Source organism: Paenibacillus sp. VTT E-133291 (genome assembly GCF_002264395.1).
GTDB lineage: Bacteria > Bacillota > Bacilli > Paenibacillales > Paenibacillaceae > Paenibacillus_AQ > Paenibacillus_AQ nitricinens.
Genome location: NZ_NFVA01000118.1, coordinates 1 through 16,311 on the forward strand (window position 1 = coordinate 1; position 16,311 = coordinate 16,311).

12 protein-coding genes are annotated in these 16,311 nt (G+C 40.9%); 3 read left to right on the forward strand and 9 right to left on the reverse strand.

Features of this window, described 5'->3' with window-relative positions; all coding sequences use genetic code 11:
* Both CA598_RS28480 and CA598_RS28485 read right to left on the reverse strand, forming a co-directional pair.
* The coding region (locus CA598_RS28480) for a response regulator (RefSeq protein ID WP_179283786.1) at positions 1–1,373 on the reverse strand (1,373 nt) is incomplete at its 3' end.
* A complete protein-coding gene (locus CA598_RS28485; protein WP_094878658.1) occupies positions 1,351–3,153 on the reverse strand; it encodes a cache domain-containing sensor histidine kinase in 1,803 nt (600 codons plus the stop codon). The genes CA598_RS28480 and CA598_RS28485, both read right to left, overlap by 23 nt.
* 173 nt (positions 3,154–3,326) lie before the next feature.
* Between CA598_RS28485 and CA598_RS28490 the strand changes: the two genes are divergently transcribed.
* A complete protein-coding gene (locus CA598_RS28490) occupies positions 3,327–4,172 on the forward strand; it encodes a lipase family protein (protein ID WP_094878659.1) in 846 nt (281 codons plus the stop codon).
* Here the strand turns inward: CA598_RS28490 and CA598_RS28495 are convergent.
* The 5 genes from CA598_RS28495 to CA598_RS28510 form a co-directional block, all read right to left on the reverse strand.
* Positions 4,120–6,654 carry a GH39 family glycosyl hydrolase gene (locus CA598_RS28495; protein WP_094878660.1) on the reverse strand — a complete coding sequence of 845 codons (2,535 nt, stop codon included), beginning with the start codon at positions 6,652–6,654 and terminating at the stop codon, positions 4,120–4,122. The genes CA598_RS28490 and CA598_RS28495 overlap by 53 nt on opposite strands.
* 123 nt (positions 6,655–6,777) lie before the next feature.
* Positions 6,778–8,478, reverse strand: coding sequence for a glycoside hydrolase family 3 protein (locus CA598_RS28500; RefSeq protein WP_094878661.1), 1,701 nt, complete (start codon positions 8,476–8,478; stop codon positions 6,778–6,780).
* 38 nt (positions 8,479–8,516) lie between these two features.
* Positions 8,517–9,887, reverse strand: coding sequence for an MFS transporter (locus CA598_RS28505; protein ID WP_094869259.1), 1,371 nt, complete (start codon positions 9,885–9,887; stop codon positions 8,517–8,519).
* A 134-nt stretch (positions 9,888–10,021) separates the two neighbouring features.
* On the reverse strand, positions 10,022–10,225 hold the full coding sequence (locus CA598_RS33520; protein WP_143812466.1) for a phosphatase PAP2 family protein: 204 nt from the start codon (positions 10,223–10,225) through the stop codon (positions 10,022–10,024).
* 177 nt (positions 10,226–10,402) lie between these two features.
* A complete protein-coding gene (locus CA598_RS28510) occupies positions 10,403–10,744 on the reverse strand; it encodes a DUF4181 domain-containing protein (protein ID WP_179281539.1) in 342 nt (113 codons plus the stop codon).
* Positions 10,745–11,157: 413 nt separating this feature from the next.
* On the opposite strand from CA598_RS28510, the gene CA598_RS28515 reads away from it, so the two are divergent.
* Positions 11,158–11,394 (forward strand): flavodoxin domain-containing protein, encoded by a 237-nt coding sequence (locus tag CA598_RS28515; protein ID WP_256990691.1) that lies wholly within the window; start codon positions 11,158–11,160, stop codon positions 11,392–11,394.
* Between the two features lie 173 nt (positions 11,395–11,567).
* On the opposite strand, the gene CA598_RS28520 is transcribed toward CA598_RS28515, so the two are convergent.
* Positions 11,568–13,637 (reverse strand): serine hydrolase domain-containing protein, encoded by a 2,070-nt coding sequence (locus CA598_RS28520; protein WP_094878662.1) that lies wholly within the window; start codon positions 13,635–13,637, stop codon positions 11,568–11,570.
* Between the two features lie 84 nt (positions 13,638–13,721).
* Positions 13,722–14,444 (reverse strand): MOSC domain-containing protein, encoded by a 723-nt coding sequence (locus tag CA598_RS28525; RefSeq protein ID WP_094878663.1) that lies wholly within the window; start codon positions 14,442–14,444, stop codon positions 13,722–13,724.
* Between the two features lie 205 nt (positions 14,445–14,649).
* Here CA598_RS28525 and CA598_RS28530 point away from each other — a divergent pair, with 205 nt between their 5' ends.
* A complete protein-coding gene (locus CA598_RS28530) occupies positions 14,650–16,113 on the forward strand; it encodes an ATP-binding protein (protein WP_256990692.1) in 1,464 nt (487 codons plus the stop codon).
* Positions 16,114–16,311 lie beyond the last annotated feature (198 nt).

Below are 16,311 nucleotides of genomic sequence, written 5' to 3' on the forward strand. Positions count from 1 at the left end.
AAATAGTTATCAGAAAAACCACCCACATAATCCGTGATTCGAAATACTTCTTTGCGATAAATATTGCTTTTAACTTGATACAATAGATTAATGGCTTCCTGCATCGCTTGCTCAATAGTTAGAATAAGCCCTTCCATAGACTCAGATTGTGAAATATCACTCTCAAAACTCTCTAAGAGTGTGGTTGCCCCTACCCTATTTTGTTCAGTGGACGGTAGTACTTGTGTGTTCCATTTTAAGATCATGTTGTCTAGGTCAGATAATAAACCCAAAAGGTGAAATTTTAAGGCTGACGGGTCCCATTTGATTTGTTTTGCCTCATTAAATAATATGCTTATGTTCTCCAATACTAGCGTTGTATTCCCTACTTCAACTGCTGCTTTGACTTGATCCAGCCATTCCACATAGTTAATGGAGTGTAGTGACTGGGTTAACTTTGAATGCCCAGCAACTAAGACAGATGCAGGCCCTGTATAAAAGTTGTAAGTTGATGCTCGCAGACACAAAGTGTATCGTTCTCTCAACTGCTTCAAACCTACAAATGCATCACTTAATGTAATGCTGACACTTAAATTCAAATAAAGCTTAAGCATCTGCACTAAGTTATTCATTAACAGTAACCAACTGGGTTCTTCAAAATAACCGCTCTGTTCATAAACTATAACAATATACTGATGACTCTCCATCTCTATGAAATCAAATGCAAAGTGATCTGACACGGTTTCTTTCACAACATTCGCTATAGAAAAGCTAAGTAGTCTCTTGTTATTAATTTTACCGTTACTTAGCGCCTCCACATAATCATCGATTCTTATCATAATATGATTACCAGCAAGTCTATCGAAGGGTATCCCGTACTTCTGTGTTTCTTGCATCAAATAAACCATGTCCTGCTCCTGATCTAAAAGAAGCTCTCTCCATATGCTGTTCCGTTGCTGAAGCTGCGTTTCATTAAGCTTAATTTTCATATGAATATCCTGTTCTTTAAGCTCTCGTTCCGTTAATAACTGCTCCGTGATCTTAGTCAGCAGAAGAATCAGCTCATCTGGCTTAAGCGTCAGCTTCAACATATAATCTTCTGCTCCAAGTTTCATGGCTTCCCTCACGTAAGCATAATCATCATAATTACTAAGCACCACAAACTTCCCAGTGAATTTCCGTTCGTTGAGCGTTCGAATTAATTCAAGTCCATCCATGTTAGGCATCACTAGATCCATAATCACGATATCGATCGGTTCTGTCTCTATGACCTCAAGAGCTTTGTATCCATCTGCAACAGCACCCATTAATTTAAAACCATATTCATCCCATTTAATTAGTGTACTGAGTGCAATCCTCACTATTTTCTCATCATCCACAATTAGTATCCGCATCAGCTGAGTCCTCCTGAAGTGTAGAAATATAAGGTATCGTGATGATAACATCCGTGCCTTGATCAGGCTTACTCCAAATCTCTAATCCATAGGGGTCTCCATAATGTAATTTGATTCTCTCCCGCACATTTCCAATACCGATATTTGCTAATCGATTCTCTGAATGATTATCTCTAAGCTGTAATATCTCCTGTAACTTTTCAGCACTCATCCCTTTCCCATTGTCGCTTAACTTAATCTTTAACACCACTCCGTTCAATTCAGCAGTCATTGTAATCCTAGGTTCCATATTCTCACCGCTTAGTCCATGAATAATCGAATTCTCTACAATGGGCTGAAGCAAAAATTTCAACACTTGAGTATCTAATAACTGTTCAGGAATTTGCACATCAACCTGTAAAGACATCCCATATCTAATTTGTTGAATAACGACATAGTTCTTGATGTTCCGAAGCTCTTCCCCTAGCGTTATCCGTTCATTCTTCTGAACAATTGTACTTCGAAGTAATTCAGCCAGTGCACCTAAACCATTGCTTACACTATCCGCTTGACTTAGCATCGCCGTCCATTTTAACGAACTCAATGTGTTAAATAGAAAATGCGGATTAATTTGTGCCTGCAACATTTGCAGCTCAATCCCCCTCTTCTGTGCCTGTTCTTGTTCCACACGCTCGATCAATAGTTTGATTTCCTCGATCATGGCTTCAAATTTCCCTGAAAGATATCCGATTTCATCTGGATGCTTGTCGTTTATTTCTACCTTTAAATCACCTCGCATGACCTGGTTCATTCCACTCACTAACTTCTTAAGGGGTGTGGAGATACTAATAGAGATGAAGGTTGCAAATAAGGATGAAACAACTACACATATGACGGCAATGAAGAACATTTCATTTCTAATCTCCACAGACCCCATATTCAAATAGGCTTGTGGAATTAAACTAATTACATTCCAATGAAGTACCTCATTATGTGTATTTAAGAAAAAGTAGGGTTCCGCCCGCAGCGTTACTATCCCCGTCTCCATACGGGAATTAATCAAATGATTTAAAGTACGATTAGCTTCCAAATCTTGATCCGAATGAAACAAGTGATTGTTGCTCGTCAATATTTCTCCTGCATCATTCATAATGATTTGTTCACTACCCTGTCCCATATTAATGCTTCCAAACAAAATCTGTGAGAATAATTCCTCATCAATTCCCATAATGACGAACCCCACAGTTTCGCCTGATCCATATGAAAGTGGAATCCTCCTAGCCAATGAAAGGATATTATCACCAGCTGTCGTATGGGCTGTGGTCCAGATATCCGCACTTTTATTCTGTTTGGCCAGAGCAAATATTCGCTGTTTATCCTCTGTAGTAAATTCTTCGTATCCATAATCGTACAGAACTTGTCCATGATTAGTTAGAATCTGTAGTGTTTTGATTGTAGCAAACAACCAAAATTTATCGCTTAACACAGTGTCTTCAAACTTCTTATGTATGTTACTAATATCAAGATCACTCAATCTATTGTAGCGGAGGAGGGCTTGCTGAATATCTCCATTCAACATGATTTGATCAGCGAAAGTCTCATATTTTGCCACTTCTGTTCCGATCTTGCTTCCTAAGAGGCGTAATATATCATTAACAAAGGTAGTTGTCTTAGAGGTGATTGCTTCATTCGATTTATGGTAAGCCAGAAAGCCGAAGGTACATAGTGGGATAATAGCAAGCAGCAGAAATGAAATCATTAAGCGTCGCTGAACTTTTGACTTTCGAAGTAATTTAATCATTAGCGTACACTAAAGTTAGATTCATATCGTAAAACCTCCTAATAACAGATCATCTGAGGTAAGTATTCAACGGTGTACCATTTAGCCCTTTCACATTAGTACAGGGTCCCGCATGATATAGGAATCTCTCCCTCGTCCCCCTAATATAGTTTAGGAAGAAGGGCGGGATACACATGGGTACCAAAAATGATCAAGAGCAAAGGGCTATCTTTCTAGCTGCTATCTGCGGACAGACCTATGCGCAGTTCTCAAATAAAGACGGTTCGTTCGTCGTTCCATTAGATTATCAGATCGTGGATACGATTGAAGCAAGATCCATCAGCGAGGTGTGGGAACGCTTTGGATTTATTTTGGAATCTCCACAAGAGATTATCGTTGCCTTCCGCGGAACCAGCTCCACAACCGATTGGATGTCAAACGTTATGGCCTCACAAGAGAGATTCAATTACATTAAAGAAGATACCCTTACCCACCGGGGTTTCACGAATATCTACTCATCAGCGCGCGATGGGATTATTTCTACACTCGCTAAGTTATCTCCCGATAAGACCTTATACATTACTGGTCACAGTCTTGGCGGAGCACTCGCCACTTTATGTGCTATTGATCTTGCGGCCAACACCTCGCACATCTCACCTATTCTGTTCACCTATGGCTCACCACGTGTAGGCGATCCGAACTTCGTTAATGCTTTTAAACAATATGTCCGCAAGAGTTACCGTTATGCCAATCTCTTTGATGTTGTTACCTACGCGCCTCCACATGTATACAGGCTACCTAAACGGGAAACGAAGTACTATTACAGTCATGTCCATACTTTTTTATCACTGTCATTCCAGAATGGATCGGCAAGTAGTAATCATATGATCAGCTACTATTTCACAGAGCTCTCCAAGCTTCAACCGCAGTACTCCGAGGAACTTTGTTTAACAAACTCTGGATTCTGTCCAGTTGTAAATCCCCCCATCATAAGCGCATCAATTCCACCAACTGCACCTCATGTGGAGACAATTTACTAATTAATGAATAGGTGCTCGTTATTTCGACTTGTTCAAAGGTCAGTTGCGGGCAGCTCGCTTGCTTCAAATAATTAAGGGTGTCAGCATCAATAGGATGAGGCGCCCCCATTCGTACCCACAGGTCGAAAACGCTTCCATTTTGTCTGTTTATTGTATGTCTTTTGATAGAATACGAGCCTGGATGAATATCTGTAAGCTCCAACGTCAACTCTATATCTCCAACTTCTTCGAACACATCGTATCTATTCGTGCGATTAATGAGCGAGGCATCACCTTTTTGGTACAATGAATCGATATGCGCATAAGCATACATCAACACCTGCAGCCCCATATCACTGCTAGTAACGTAATATCCTTTCCCTTGATGAATGAATTGGCGGCCTAATTTTGCAAGCAGTTTAAACGCATAGAAGGATGGCTTTGGTATCCCGTTATACGTCATCAGCCCCAGACCTCCATGAAACATTTCTGACGACATTTTGAACTCCTCTAGCAAATCCGTAGCCGTCCAATAACCAAAACTATGGAGACCATCCATATTTTCCAGAACATTTTTCACGATATAGGCTGCCTTAAAGCATGTATCATTCACTAAATCGCGGTGAGAGCCTGTGGCATTCCATTCTGTCATATGCAGTTCAGGAACATCCCTTCCCATAGCTTCAGATACGCTTTTCTTCAATTTAATAATGACTCGCGATAAATATTCTGTATCTGCTGAAAGCTCTATTTTCTGAAACAACACATCCGGATTCTCTTCATAATCCACCTGAATCACTTGAGTTGATCTTAACGATTCATCATACGGATAACTGTGAAAGGATATAAAATCAGGCTTTACGCCTCGTCTGCACACATCGTTCATAAACCTTGTCAGCCAATCTGACTGCATTAACGTAAAAGATAAAACACCTGGCCCCCCTACACATAGCTCAGGATCTATGGATTTGATGATTTGAAATGTTGAAATGAACAGCTCACAGTAAGCTTCATAAGTATCTGGCCAAAAAATATGGATTTCCGGTTCGTTCCACACCTCGAAATACCACTGCCTCACTTCATGAATGCCATATCTATGGATGTAATGCGTAATAAACTGATGGATCATCTGATTCCACTTCACGAGGTCCTTAGGACTACCCACCAAGCTCTTTTTATAAAAAACAGAAGTAGCTTCCTCTCCCGCAAGCTGGCGTGGTAAAAAAGAAAGCTCTAAAAACGGTTTCAATCCGGAGCACAGTAAAAAATCAAATAATGAATCGCTATAAGCAAAGTTCAGGCTTACTTCTCCCCGCTCATTCTCGCCATAAATCATCATCTCATCATCAAAAATACCGTGAAACCGTATATACTGAAACCCAATCTCCTGTTGCATTTGCTTGATATGTCTTTGTACCTCTGCAAACAATACCTCTTTGGCCTTTCCCACCGTCATGAGCTTCTTCCAAGTATGCGCAAGCTCCTTACTTTGGTTAGACTTTACCGAAATCTCATGGGTCTGCTTATGTATAGGAAGGGCCACTGGTAGATTGGAAGCAGCTGACAAATTTTTGTTAGGAAGATATTTGAATAGCGACTCAAACGCCTGTGTGGGATTCATGTCAAAGTAGTTAAACTGGGCCACACTGCTTTTCTGAAATGAACTGCGTCCGTCCAAGATAGTCCTCCGGTATTCTCCAGGTGTCTGTCGATAGAACTCTTTAAACACCGCATTAAAGGATTTCAGATTGGGAAACCCATGATCATGAGCGAACTGTGTAATCGATAGATTGGTAAGCGTCAAATCTTTTACAGCTTTATCCAAACGCACCGCATTCACATATTTGGTAAAGGAAGTACCCATATACGCTTTGAAAAAACGCGACAAATACGGAACAGTCAAATACTCCTGAAGGGCCAATTGCTGGATGTTAATTGCCCGATTGTAGTTCTCTTTGACATAAGAGGTAATTCGCAATAGCCGTTCTCGATGCTTATCATCCTGTTTCTCAGGACTTTGATCCTGTTCACGAAATCCTTGCATGAGTAAATAAGTTAAATTAAGAAGACAGGACTGTATCCGTAAATGATACCCTTGTGGGCGCTTATTGTGGAGAAGCATCATCTCAGCCAGCAATGTACGAAGTTCATCAAACTTAGATTGTTCTTCATAGCTAGAAGCCGCAGAATTACAATTGAATAACATTCTTTCGATCTGAGGTTCAATCAGAATTAAATAAGAAACTGGAATTTGCAGCGCTAGCACCAAATTATTCTCTTCTGCTTTAATCGCATGAATTTCATTAGCATTAATCAAGAACAAATCTTCTTCATTTAACTCTCTAAATCTGTCTTTTGTGAAAAGCTCAAGTTTCCCCTTGAGCACGAATAATATTTCAATGCTATCATGCCAATGATTCGGGACCTGATGGGTACTGTGCAAAAACATGTGGACCGGAAGATGATCGTCCATCTCAATATTTTCGTAGGTGTAGCTTTGCAACTAGCACCCTCCTCTCACTCTCTCAATAGATGTCTTTTGTCCTATTATATTATAAAAAAAGCGATTGAATAGAACTATCCTATTCCATCGCTTGATACTATTACAGATCTCTATAAATTCTGATTATAGTTGTGTATCCCAATAGCCACAAAACGGATCCACAGGATTAACTCCTTTAAAGGAGGAACGCCCCACAAGCTTCTCAATCAGAGCATCTACCACATAATTACTTGGTGAATAGGCATTAATAAACGTTGGTATACGCGGGACGTCGATCAAATGATAGGGATTCGCTACAGAAATGAAGATTGTTGGCATTTCTTGAATAAACCATGGCATGTCTGCCCCAAATGGAGGTGCCCAATTAATCCGTACAACGGTTTGATTACTATGGGTTTCCAAATTTGAAATATAGACCGCAGCATCATAATGATCCGTTAACGCTTTTACACCTCCAAACATGGTACTGAAATCTACTTCACTCTTATTAAAGAGCATTACCTCGAATCCTTCCTCTTTTAGCTTGGAAATGAAGTACGGTGCAATATCTGCCCCTCCGAATAAACCTTCCTCGCCCCCTAGTGTGAATACCAGTAGACGTTTGTGACTCTCAGGACGGATTGGGAGCATCTCCTGTGTATCCTTCACCAATGTAACTGACTCATCTGCACATTCCTGAGCCCAACGCACATGCTCTTCGCAAGCAAGGGTGGCAAGGGCTTCTTTTCCTGGAACGAGCGTGCCTTGTTGTTTCTTCTTATGAAGTCCCAACGCAGCTTTCACTGCAAGAATACGAGTCACTGCTTCATTCACGCGCTCCTCTGTCAGAATGCCAGTCTCAATTCCTTTCATCATATAGGCAAAGTCTTCTTCTAAACTCTTGTTAAAGAGGAACATATCACAACCCGCAGCTATGGATGTCGGAACCGCTAGCTCCCGCTTCATGGCCATTGTGAATCCTGCCATTGGTGTAGCATCTGTTGTAATCAATCCATTAAAGCCGAGCTTGGTACGCAATAAATCATTTAAAAGCTCAGGAGCTAACGTTGCAGGCATAATTTCCAAATCTGTAATTCCCGGACGTAATTCTCTGGAATAGGCAGGATGAGCGATGTGCCCTACCATGACCGTATGTGCGCCAGCTTCTATACAATCCGTATATACCTTCCCAAAGGTAGCATCCCACTCTTCCACTGAAAGTGAGTTAATAGAGGTCAACAAATGCTGGTCCCTTTCGTCAACGCCATCTCCAGGGAAGTGTTTAATAGATACCGCCATGCCATGTTCTTGAATCGCTTCGGTATATGCCTTGCTCATGCGAGCTACTCTCTGCGGATCAGAACCAAATGTTCTAACGTTGGTTATCGGGTTACGAAAATTATAGTCGATATCGAGAATGGGTGCGAATGCCCAGTTACAGCCTACAGCACCACCCTCCCGCGCGGCAATGATGCCAAGTTTACGAGCCATTTCGGTGTTATCCGTTGCCGCCACTTGCAGCTGCTTACCGAAGAAAGTACCCTCTGCCGCAGAACCATTACCTCCTGCTTCAAGATTAGCAGCAATTAGAAGAGGAATATCTGATGTATCCTGCAAGTAGCGATGTGTTTCTTGCACCATCTTGCCGGGACCGGGACGGAACATAATCCCTCCAATCTTAATCCCTTGTGTCAAAAGTGCCAGCTGCACCTTATCATCGGTGAAACCGATCGGGCAAAATAACTGCCCGACCTTGCCTGCCAAATCCAGAGAGGCTAAGGTTTGTTCTACCCATTTAATCCCTTCATCATCTAGATGAAAAGGCTTTGCCTTCAAATCAATCATTTCTCCAACCTCACTCTCTCCGATTTATTTATTGGAATTCATATGTTTAAGCAGCCATTCGCGATAGAAGAATTGCGACGTTCCTCGAGCTCACGCATCATAACGGGTTGATCCTTGTCAAGACGATAGAACAACAGCAAAGTAATCATAATAATTTGGCCAATAATCGGTGCCCACAAATAGTTAAATGAAATCGCAGCTAATGCTGATTCTGGCTGCGCCGTGGAGTTAGCTACATAACCACCCATCGATAATATCACTCCACCAAGTGCTCCACCGAGTCCCATCCCCACCTTAACCCCAAAACTAGCAGCTGAATAAAGTAGGCCTTGTGCCCGAACACCTGATTTCCACTCCCCATAATCAACCGTGTCGGCCATCATTGCAAAAATCAGACCTGCTCCAACTCCCATGCCAAGCCCGCTTATAAGAAGCCCTGCCAACAGCACCGGAACAGAAAGGGAGTTCCCCCCAGTAATTGCAATAAGGTAGCCAAGGATAGAAACCACTGATCCCATAATAATGGTGTTCCTTTTCCCAATTTTCTTTACTACAAAAGGAGCGATCACCATTGAAAATATCATCAACAATTGCATCGAATTTACGATAGGAATGAGTTCAGGCTTTTTCATATAATAAGTCATGTAATAAATGCTGGTCTGTCCTTGTATCGATGTTGTGATCCACAGGAACAAGCTCATCAGAAGCATGATCAACCAAGGTACATTGCCTTTGAGCGCTTTAACACCTTCTCGCATCGGAAGCGGTTTTTCATCAATGGCTTTTACGCGTTCTTTAGTGTTCGCAAACATGTTTAGAAACAGCAGCAGTGCAATGCTTGAGAACAGGATCATGGTGACCAGAAACCCCTTTGCTTGATCGCCGCCACCAAAAGCTTTCACAAGCGGCATCGTTCCAGCACTAACTGTAACAACTCCAATCACGGCGAATATCATACGAACCGTATTGATCACTGTACGTTCATTAGAATTACTAGTCAGACTTGGCAGGATTGCAGACAGTGGTAGATTAATACCAGAATACATAATACCAAGCACGGTATACGAAATGTATGCGTATACAAGTTTACCCGTATCACCAAAATCCGGCGTCAAAAACATAAGTACTGCAGTCAAGCTGAAAGGAACAGCAAGCCAAAGAAAATAGGGTCTGCATTTCCCCCACTTTGTTTGCGTACGGTCAATCATGACACCAATGAACGGCTCGACAATCGCGTCGATTACCCGTGCAACAAGAAATACCACCGCTACCGCACCTGGGTTCAGACCAAACACATCCGTATAGAAGTACATGAGGTAAAGTGTTGTCATCTGGAATATCAGATTTGACGCAGTATCCCCTAGCCCATAACTAATTCGCTCTCTCCATGGCATTTGATTTTCATTCATACTGCTATCCCCCCGCGTCGCATTTTATTAGCGCTTTCTTAATTGCATTGTACTGAAGCTGATTCTTTTACACTGTCCGTATTTTAACGGAAATAGGGGGCATTTTTATCTTTTAACAGAGCGATAGCGTTAGGCTAACTATTAGGATACAGATCAACCTTAAAGAGCCTACAGAACAGCAGCATGCCAGTAATTGTAATAAATGCTCCAAATAATACATCCGTTGCAAAATGATCTCCCATAATCACGCGGCTAGTCGAGGTGCTGATTCCCCACACTTCCGCACAGACAAGCAGAATCTCCGCAAATACCAGCCCATACCCACGCGTTAAAAGTATAAAGCTCCATTAATGAATTCGGATAGGCGAATAATAACTAAAACTAGGGTAGATTATAACCCTCCTCTTATGTGAAAAAGTGATCAATAAATCAAAAGGATCGTTTATCTACAATAAGCAAAAAAGCCTAATCCCTTGTGCACGTTGGCAGGAGGTTAGGCTTTATGGTTCAAACGATTAGAAAAGGAAATAAACTAACACCACACCTTCGACTACTAAAATCAGTGAAACGATATGTTGTTTCGTATGCTTTAAAAATTTCCAATCAATAAATGACTGAAATCCTAGGGCAATAATTATAAATACAATCCAAAACCACTTCATTCCCGTCCCCTGTACACCATCAGCTATCATTATTACAATTACTGAAATTAATCCAATAAGTCCGATTATTAATTTGCCTTTTATATTTAGCTCATTGCCGTCGTCAGAAAGTTTTTCTTTATCCGGACCAACAATCCATATTCTAAGAAAATAACCAGAAAAGGCAAGGATTAATATTAAAAATGGAATGATCATTCCTGTTGCCCCCATCCTAAGAATTTATTCATATTTATTTCTTATCATTAATTCTTTGATTTCTCTTAACTCATTTAATATTTCTTTTGAAATTTGTGTACTTCTAGAGTTATCGATGCCTAATTTAATCACGAATACTCCAAGCAAAAAATAGATGACTAGCATTACGATGATACTCAACTTATCTCCACTCCCCTCTTTATCGTTTGATTCTTAAAAGATGTAGTTCGTGATAGCGTAATTATTCCTATGATACCATAATAAGGGTGTTTGATTAACGCATGAGAACTTGTTGCTAACTTGACAAAAGATCTGCATTTTCGATAGTATGGATAATATCTTGATTATCAAGATATTCAATTTACGAGGGTGGTTTGAAACCTGAACAATTTAAACTGAAAAGAGGGACCACAATGGCAGTACTTATTCTATACGCTACAAAATCAGGGGCAACAGAGCAATGCGCAAAGGTATTATCCGACGAGCTCCCTCAGAGTAAGATCTGTAATATTGAAATAGAGAAGCCAAGTCTTGAGGCATTTGATAGCATTATTTTAGGTGCTGGAGTAAGAGACGAGAAGATATATAAAGCGATTCGTGATTTTATCAAAAAAAATAAAGATGAGCTACTAAATAAGAAGATGGGCTAAGGCTCCCAAAGAAGGTACTGATCAGCTCAAAGGGATTTTTGTAGATAAAATAAAAGAGTTTTCTAAGAATTTTAAATAGAGGAATATAGAATTTTCTAATAAAAATCCTGTTACCCAGATCAATGATCTGGATAACAGGATTTTTTTATAAAATAGAATTGAATGGTTTATTACTACTTGATTGTCAATTCAAACTTCGCACCCACATCGCTTACAAATACAATTTTCCCGTTACTCGGAAGTTTAACTTGCGTAAGACCACTGACAGTAGAGAAATTTACACACACACCATTCGCATCATAAACAGCAAAGGAACCTTTAGGTGGTAGCCCTACTGTCATCAACTTGCCTGATGCTGTCTCAGGTATTTCATACCATCTTGCATATCCATCTGCTTGAATGGTTACCAATGATTGCGGGCCGGCATAGATAGGTTTAATCGCATCCTGTGTAATAAATAATTGGTTTCCAACCTTGAGATACTCCACACCCTCTTTATTTTCAAAAACAATATCCGCAAGATCGCGCCCACCTAAAGTTGGAATTTGCACGGTCATTTCAGCTTTATTCGGCCCGGTTATTTTATTCGAGCCCATATAGCCCGGTGCATCAGGGAACATAGCAATTCCAGCTACTGGCATACTCATGTAAAATTGTGAGCTATACTTCTCGCTGACATCAAAATACAATTTCCCTTGACGATGCTGCCAAGCTGACAAGACCTCATTGGATAAAGCATTCGCCTCTAGCTTTTCAGCTGCATATTGAGAAAGAGCAGTCTCACCAAGCCCTGGAATGACCCCGTACCCTTGAATCCAAAGGTAGATGCGACCATTGCTTTCCTTCACAAAGCTAACTTTATTAGCACCCGCTGCATCTAAGAATTCACCGTTTGTATTATACGAAAATTTCTGAGCTGGAAATGTAGGTGCCATAATCGAAGATATACTCAAATCCCCAGCTTTTGTAATCTCTATCTTCATCAGTTGTGTAGAATCAGCATAGACACCAGCATAATCCAGCAATTCCTGCGGCATAGCCTCTTTGTTCGAAGCTTTAAATGTAGGTGTAGGTTTTAGTTCCTTGATAACACCCTTTTCTTGTAGCGCACTGAGCAATATTTCGTTAGCAAGCATCTGATCAGTTGAGCTATCCCCACCAGAAGATACCACAGCTGCTGCCATCTGCTGATCAGGCAATATGACAAGTGAAGTATGATACAGAGTTGTATCCCCTCCCTTTGTCAGAGCTTTGATCTCGTACTGATTGAATGGATATAAATTCACACTGTCCCAGCCCAATCCGTACGCAAACGAATTATCTTTTCCTTTCGGCCACATTCCACGCTTGTACTCCTCTTGCTCCATCGCTTTTATTGATTTTTCTGACAGAATCCCCTTCGATCCTCCAGTGAAAATAGTTGCAAAACGCACCAAATCTTCAGCCGTAGAATAGATGCCCCCTGTTCCAATCACGTTAATCGTCTCTTGGGGTAAGGCGGCAGGGTAGGTAGCATTATATACACTTGCCAGCTGTCTAGAATCCACAGAATCTACTGGCGTTTTCGTATGCCCAAGCCCTAAAGGACCTGTAAAATTCTGATGGATGAATGTGGTGAAGTCCATTCCACTGACTTTCTCAACAATCAACTCCGCCAGCGTAAATCCATCATTACAATATACTGAGTAGGCTCCTGGATCTGCCTTTAGACGCTCAGTTGTCAAAGTCGCTAGCAAGTTATCTTTGGCGATAGAATCAGAATCATTGAATAAGAAAGAGTTTGATAAGTTCGAACCCCCTAGACCTGATGAATGATTCAGCAGCATTCGTACGGTGATTTGCTTATAACGTGAATCTTCCATCGTAAAATGATTCAGATACGATACGACAGGTGCATCCAAATCTACCTTTCCTTGATCAACGAGCTTCATAATAGAAGCGGTCGTATACATTTTACTCGTCGAGCCAATTCCATACATCGTTGTAGTGCTTGGTGCTGTCTTGCTCTCCACATGGCTGTATCCAGCTGTGCCGCTCATAACGATATTATCGCCATCGATAAGAGCATATTGGAGACTTGTCGTCCCTATCTTTTCCGTTAAGAATGCTGCCTTCTCTGCCGCGACCTTCTGAGTGTTCACATATGTTTGCGTTTTGCTACTATCTGCTGCTAATGCATTCGTAGGAAGATAAACTACTAAAAGTAAAGATACCATCAACAGGGATATTATTTTCTTCTTCATACATTCCCTCCCGCTATGAATTTTCCATTCCTTTAAAGGGTAAATTATCCACATGGGAATGTAAAGGAACGTTTATATCTTTATCTATTCCATTAATTCTACTTTGTCTCCGATTCTGATTTCCCCTGTCTTAACTACAGAAGCGTAAACTCCGAAGTGTAGTTCAAACTCTTGGTTTAGTTTTTTCAATAATTTAGGGTCTCTTTCCTGACTATCCGGGTCCATCGTGATAACCATACATCGCTCACAAAAACTATCTACCTGTAGCTGAACATCTCCTATGGAGAGCTGCCGCCCGATCCAATCCCCTTCGAAAAGAGATTCATCGCTTAGAGCTATAACAAAGTTCCCACGAAACCGGCGCTGATCTAAGGAATGTCCCCACGCAGCCTCTAGCTTCTTCAAACTAGCATCCGTAATGAGCAATATGCTGGCACCATCCACCGATAACAGTTGCGGGTGCTCTGGCTGTGGATGTGAAGCTTTTATACTAGACATGGAAATTCGCGTTTTAGTTTGGTTTTGGATTTCTTCCAATAAATGCTCATCCCACCCAAAGGTTCGTCCATCCGAAGCCCTTACATGAATTTCTCCATTGATAAATTGCGCTTGGTAGGTAAGCATTTTAGGATTATTTCTAGCCGTAAAATACCGCCACCAGCCCTCTTTTGACTCATCATAAAAGGCACAGAAGCGATCCCCTAACATTCCATACGGTTCTATCACACAGGTTTCCAATCGTTCACCTGCAAATGACTTGACTGGATAACGATTAATATCTCGGATTTCACCAACGATTGATTGCACGGTACAACCCCTCCACTTTCTAAAAATACAACATATCCCTACATTCTACCTGAAGTCGTTTGACTCCTGCACCCTTATTTTCTTAACAACACATAGCTATTTCAAACGATTCTTGTTTACATAAAAATTTATATATTTTACTAGAATATATGTTTTATACTATGACTATTACAGATAGTGGAAACAATATGAGAGGTGAACAGTAGTGCGGCCCATTGAATTCCAAAATTTTGATTTTGCTTTTACTCATGCTGTAATTGGAATGGCTCTAGTTTCGTTAGATGGAACGTTCCTAAAATGGAATTCAGCCCTAAGTAACCTGTTGGGGTGCGATCATAACGAGTTAATAACACCTTCACCATCTGTCCGAACTCTTCTAAGTCAGATCCATGACATTGCTGAGCTTGGAAAGTCTCTTTCCTCTATGAACATCCATCCGCATCGATTCCAACAGGCCTACTACTTGCCAACCGGACAGCAGTTATCCATAGAGATCTCCATATCTATCGTTTCGGATGCTAATGGTGCACCCCTATATTATTTCACTCAATTTGAGAACAAGACCTTGATCAGGCAAATAGAAACTCAGCTGCAAGAAGCGGAGTGCAGTCTATTAGAAAAAGATAAATCATTCCTGCAACTCCTGGAGGGATTACCTCTGACCGTTGTTGTTACAGTAAAAGGAATTATTCAGTATGTGAATTCAGCGGGCTTACAGTTAATCCATGCGGAGAGCCTGAATCAATTAGTGGGTACATCCACTACTAATATTGTAGACCTTACCAATCATGGAATCCTTCAAGAACGAAGGGAAAGATATTACAGTGGTGACACGATTGGCTCTGTTTGCTACTTAATTAATTGCTTAAATGGTCAGCAGAAATTTGTGGATGGATTCACACTACCGATTATCTTCAATGGAAGCATGGCATTTATCGGAATATTTAAAGATGTCTCTCAGCAAATGTTGGAAGAAGAAAGGCTAATCCAATCCGAGAAATTATCTACCGCAGGGCAATTAGCAGCTGGAATCGCGCATGAAATCAGAAATCCCCTTACCGCCATTAACGGCTTTATGAAGCTGCTTCGCTCTTCCGAGCGCATGAACGATAAATATTTTTTCATCATCGAATCAGAATTGAAACGTATCGAATTTATCGTCAACGAGCTGCTGGTCTTATCCAAGCCACAAACGACTCATATCAGTAAACCTGTGGATTTATTATCTTTACTAGAACAAGTCACCACACTAATGAATGGACAAGCTGCACTGAAAAACCTTCAGATCCTCCCTGTCTGTACAGATCACTCCATTTGGATCCATGGTGAGGCTTATCAGCTGAAACAGGTATTTATTAATTTACTTAAAAATGCGATGGAAGCAATGAATAGTGGAGGAAATATATATATTCATGTGCTTACAAATGAAAGTGAAGCCCGAATCAGCGTGCAAGATGAAGGTTGCGGGATGACAGAGGAACAGATTAAAGCACTTGGTAAACCATTTTACACGACAAAAGAAACAGGAACAGGTCTTGGCTTTATGATCACGCAGAATATTGTACATAATCATGGCGGAGCGATCACTGTAGAAAGTGTTCCTGAGCAAGGCACTACATTTACGGTAACCATTCCAAAAATTTTAGAGCCAGAGGAAGCTGTCATATAACATAAGAAGTTCGGCAATGAATGATCCTTATTCATACTAGTATCCATACCTTCGTAGTGAGGTTCCGCTTAACGAACCATAGTGCACTTATTCCTAATAACAAGCCCATTCCCGGGTAATTTGGGGAGAATAACGGTGCTCGCTCGTTTACGTTACGGCGGCACATTATATTCGGTTTTTCGCATACATTCGGCTCGT

Coding starts and splice junctions, on each gene's coding strand:
- CA598_RS28510 (WP_179281539.1), bottom strand. CDS start 10,744: ATGATCATTCCATTTTTAATATTAATCCTTGCCTTTTCTGGTTATTTT.
- CA598_RS28505 (WP_094869259.1), bottom strand. CDS start 9,887: ATGAATGAAAATCAAATGCCATGGAGAGAGCGAATTAGTTATGGGCTA.
- CA598_RS28500 (WP_094878661.1), bottom strand. CDS start 8,478: ATGATTGATTTGAAGGCAAAGCCTTTTCATCTAGATGATGAAGGGATT.
- CA598_RS28520 (WP_094878662.1), bottom strand. CDS start 13,637: ATGAAGAAGAAAATAATATCCCTGTTGATGGTATCTTTACTTTTAGTA.
- CA598_RS28485 (WP_094878658.1), bottom strand. CDS start 3,153: ATGATTAAATTACTTCGAAAGTCAAAAGTTCAGCGACGCTTAATGATT.
- CA598_RS28490 (WP_094878659.1), top strand. CDS start 3,327: ATGGGTACCAAAAATGATCAAGAGCAAAGGGCTATCTTTCTAGCTGCT.
- CA598_RS28515 (WP_256990691.1), top strand. CDS start 11,158: ATGGCAGTACTTATTCTATACGCTACAAAATCAGGGGCAACAGAGCAA.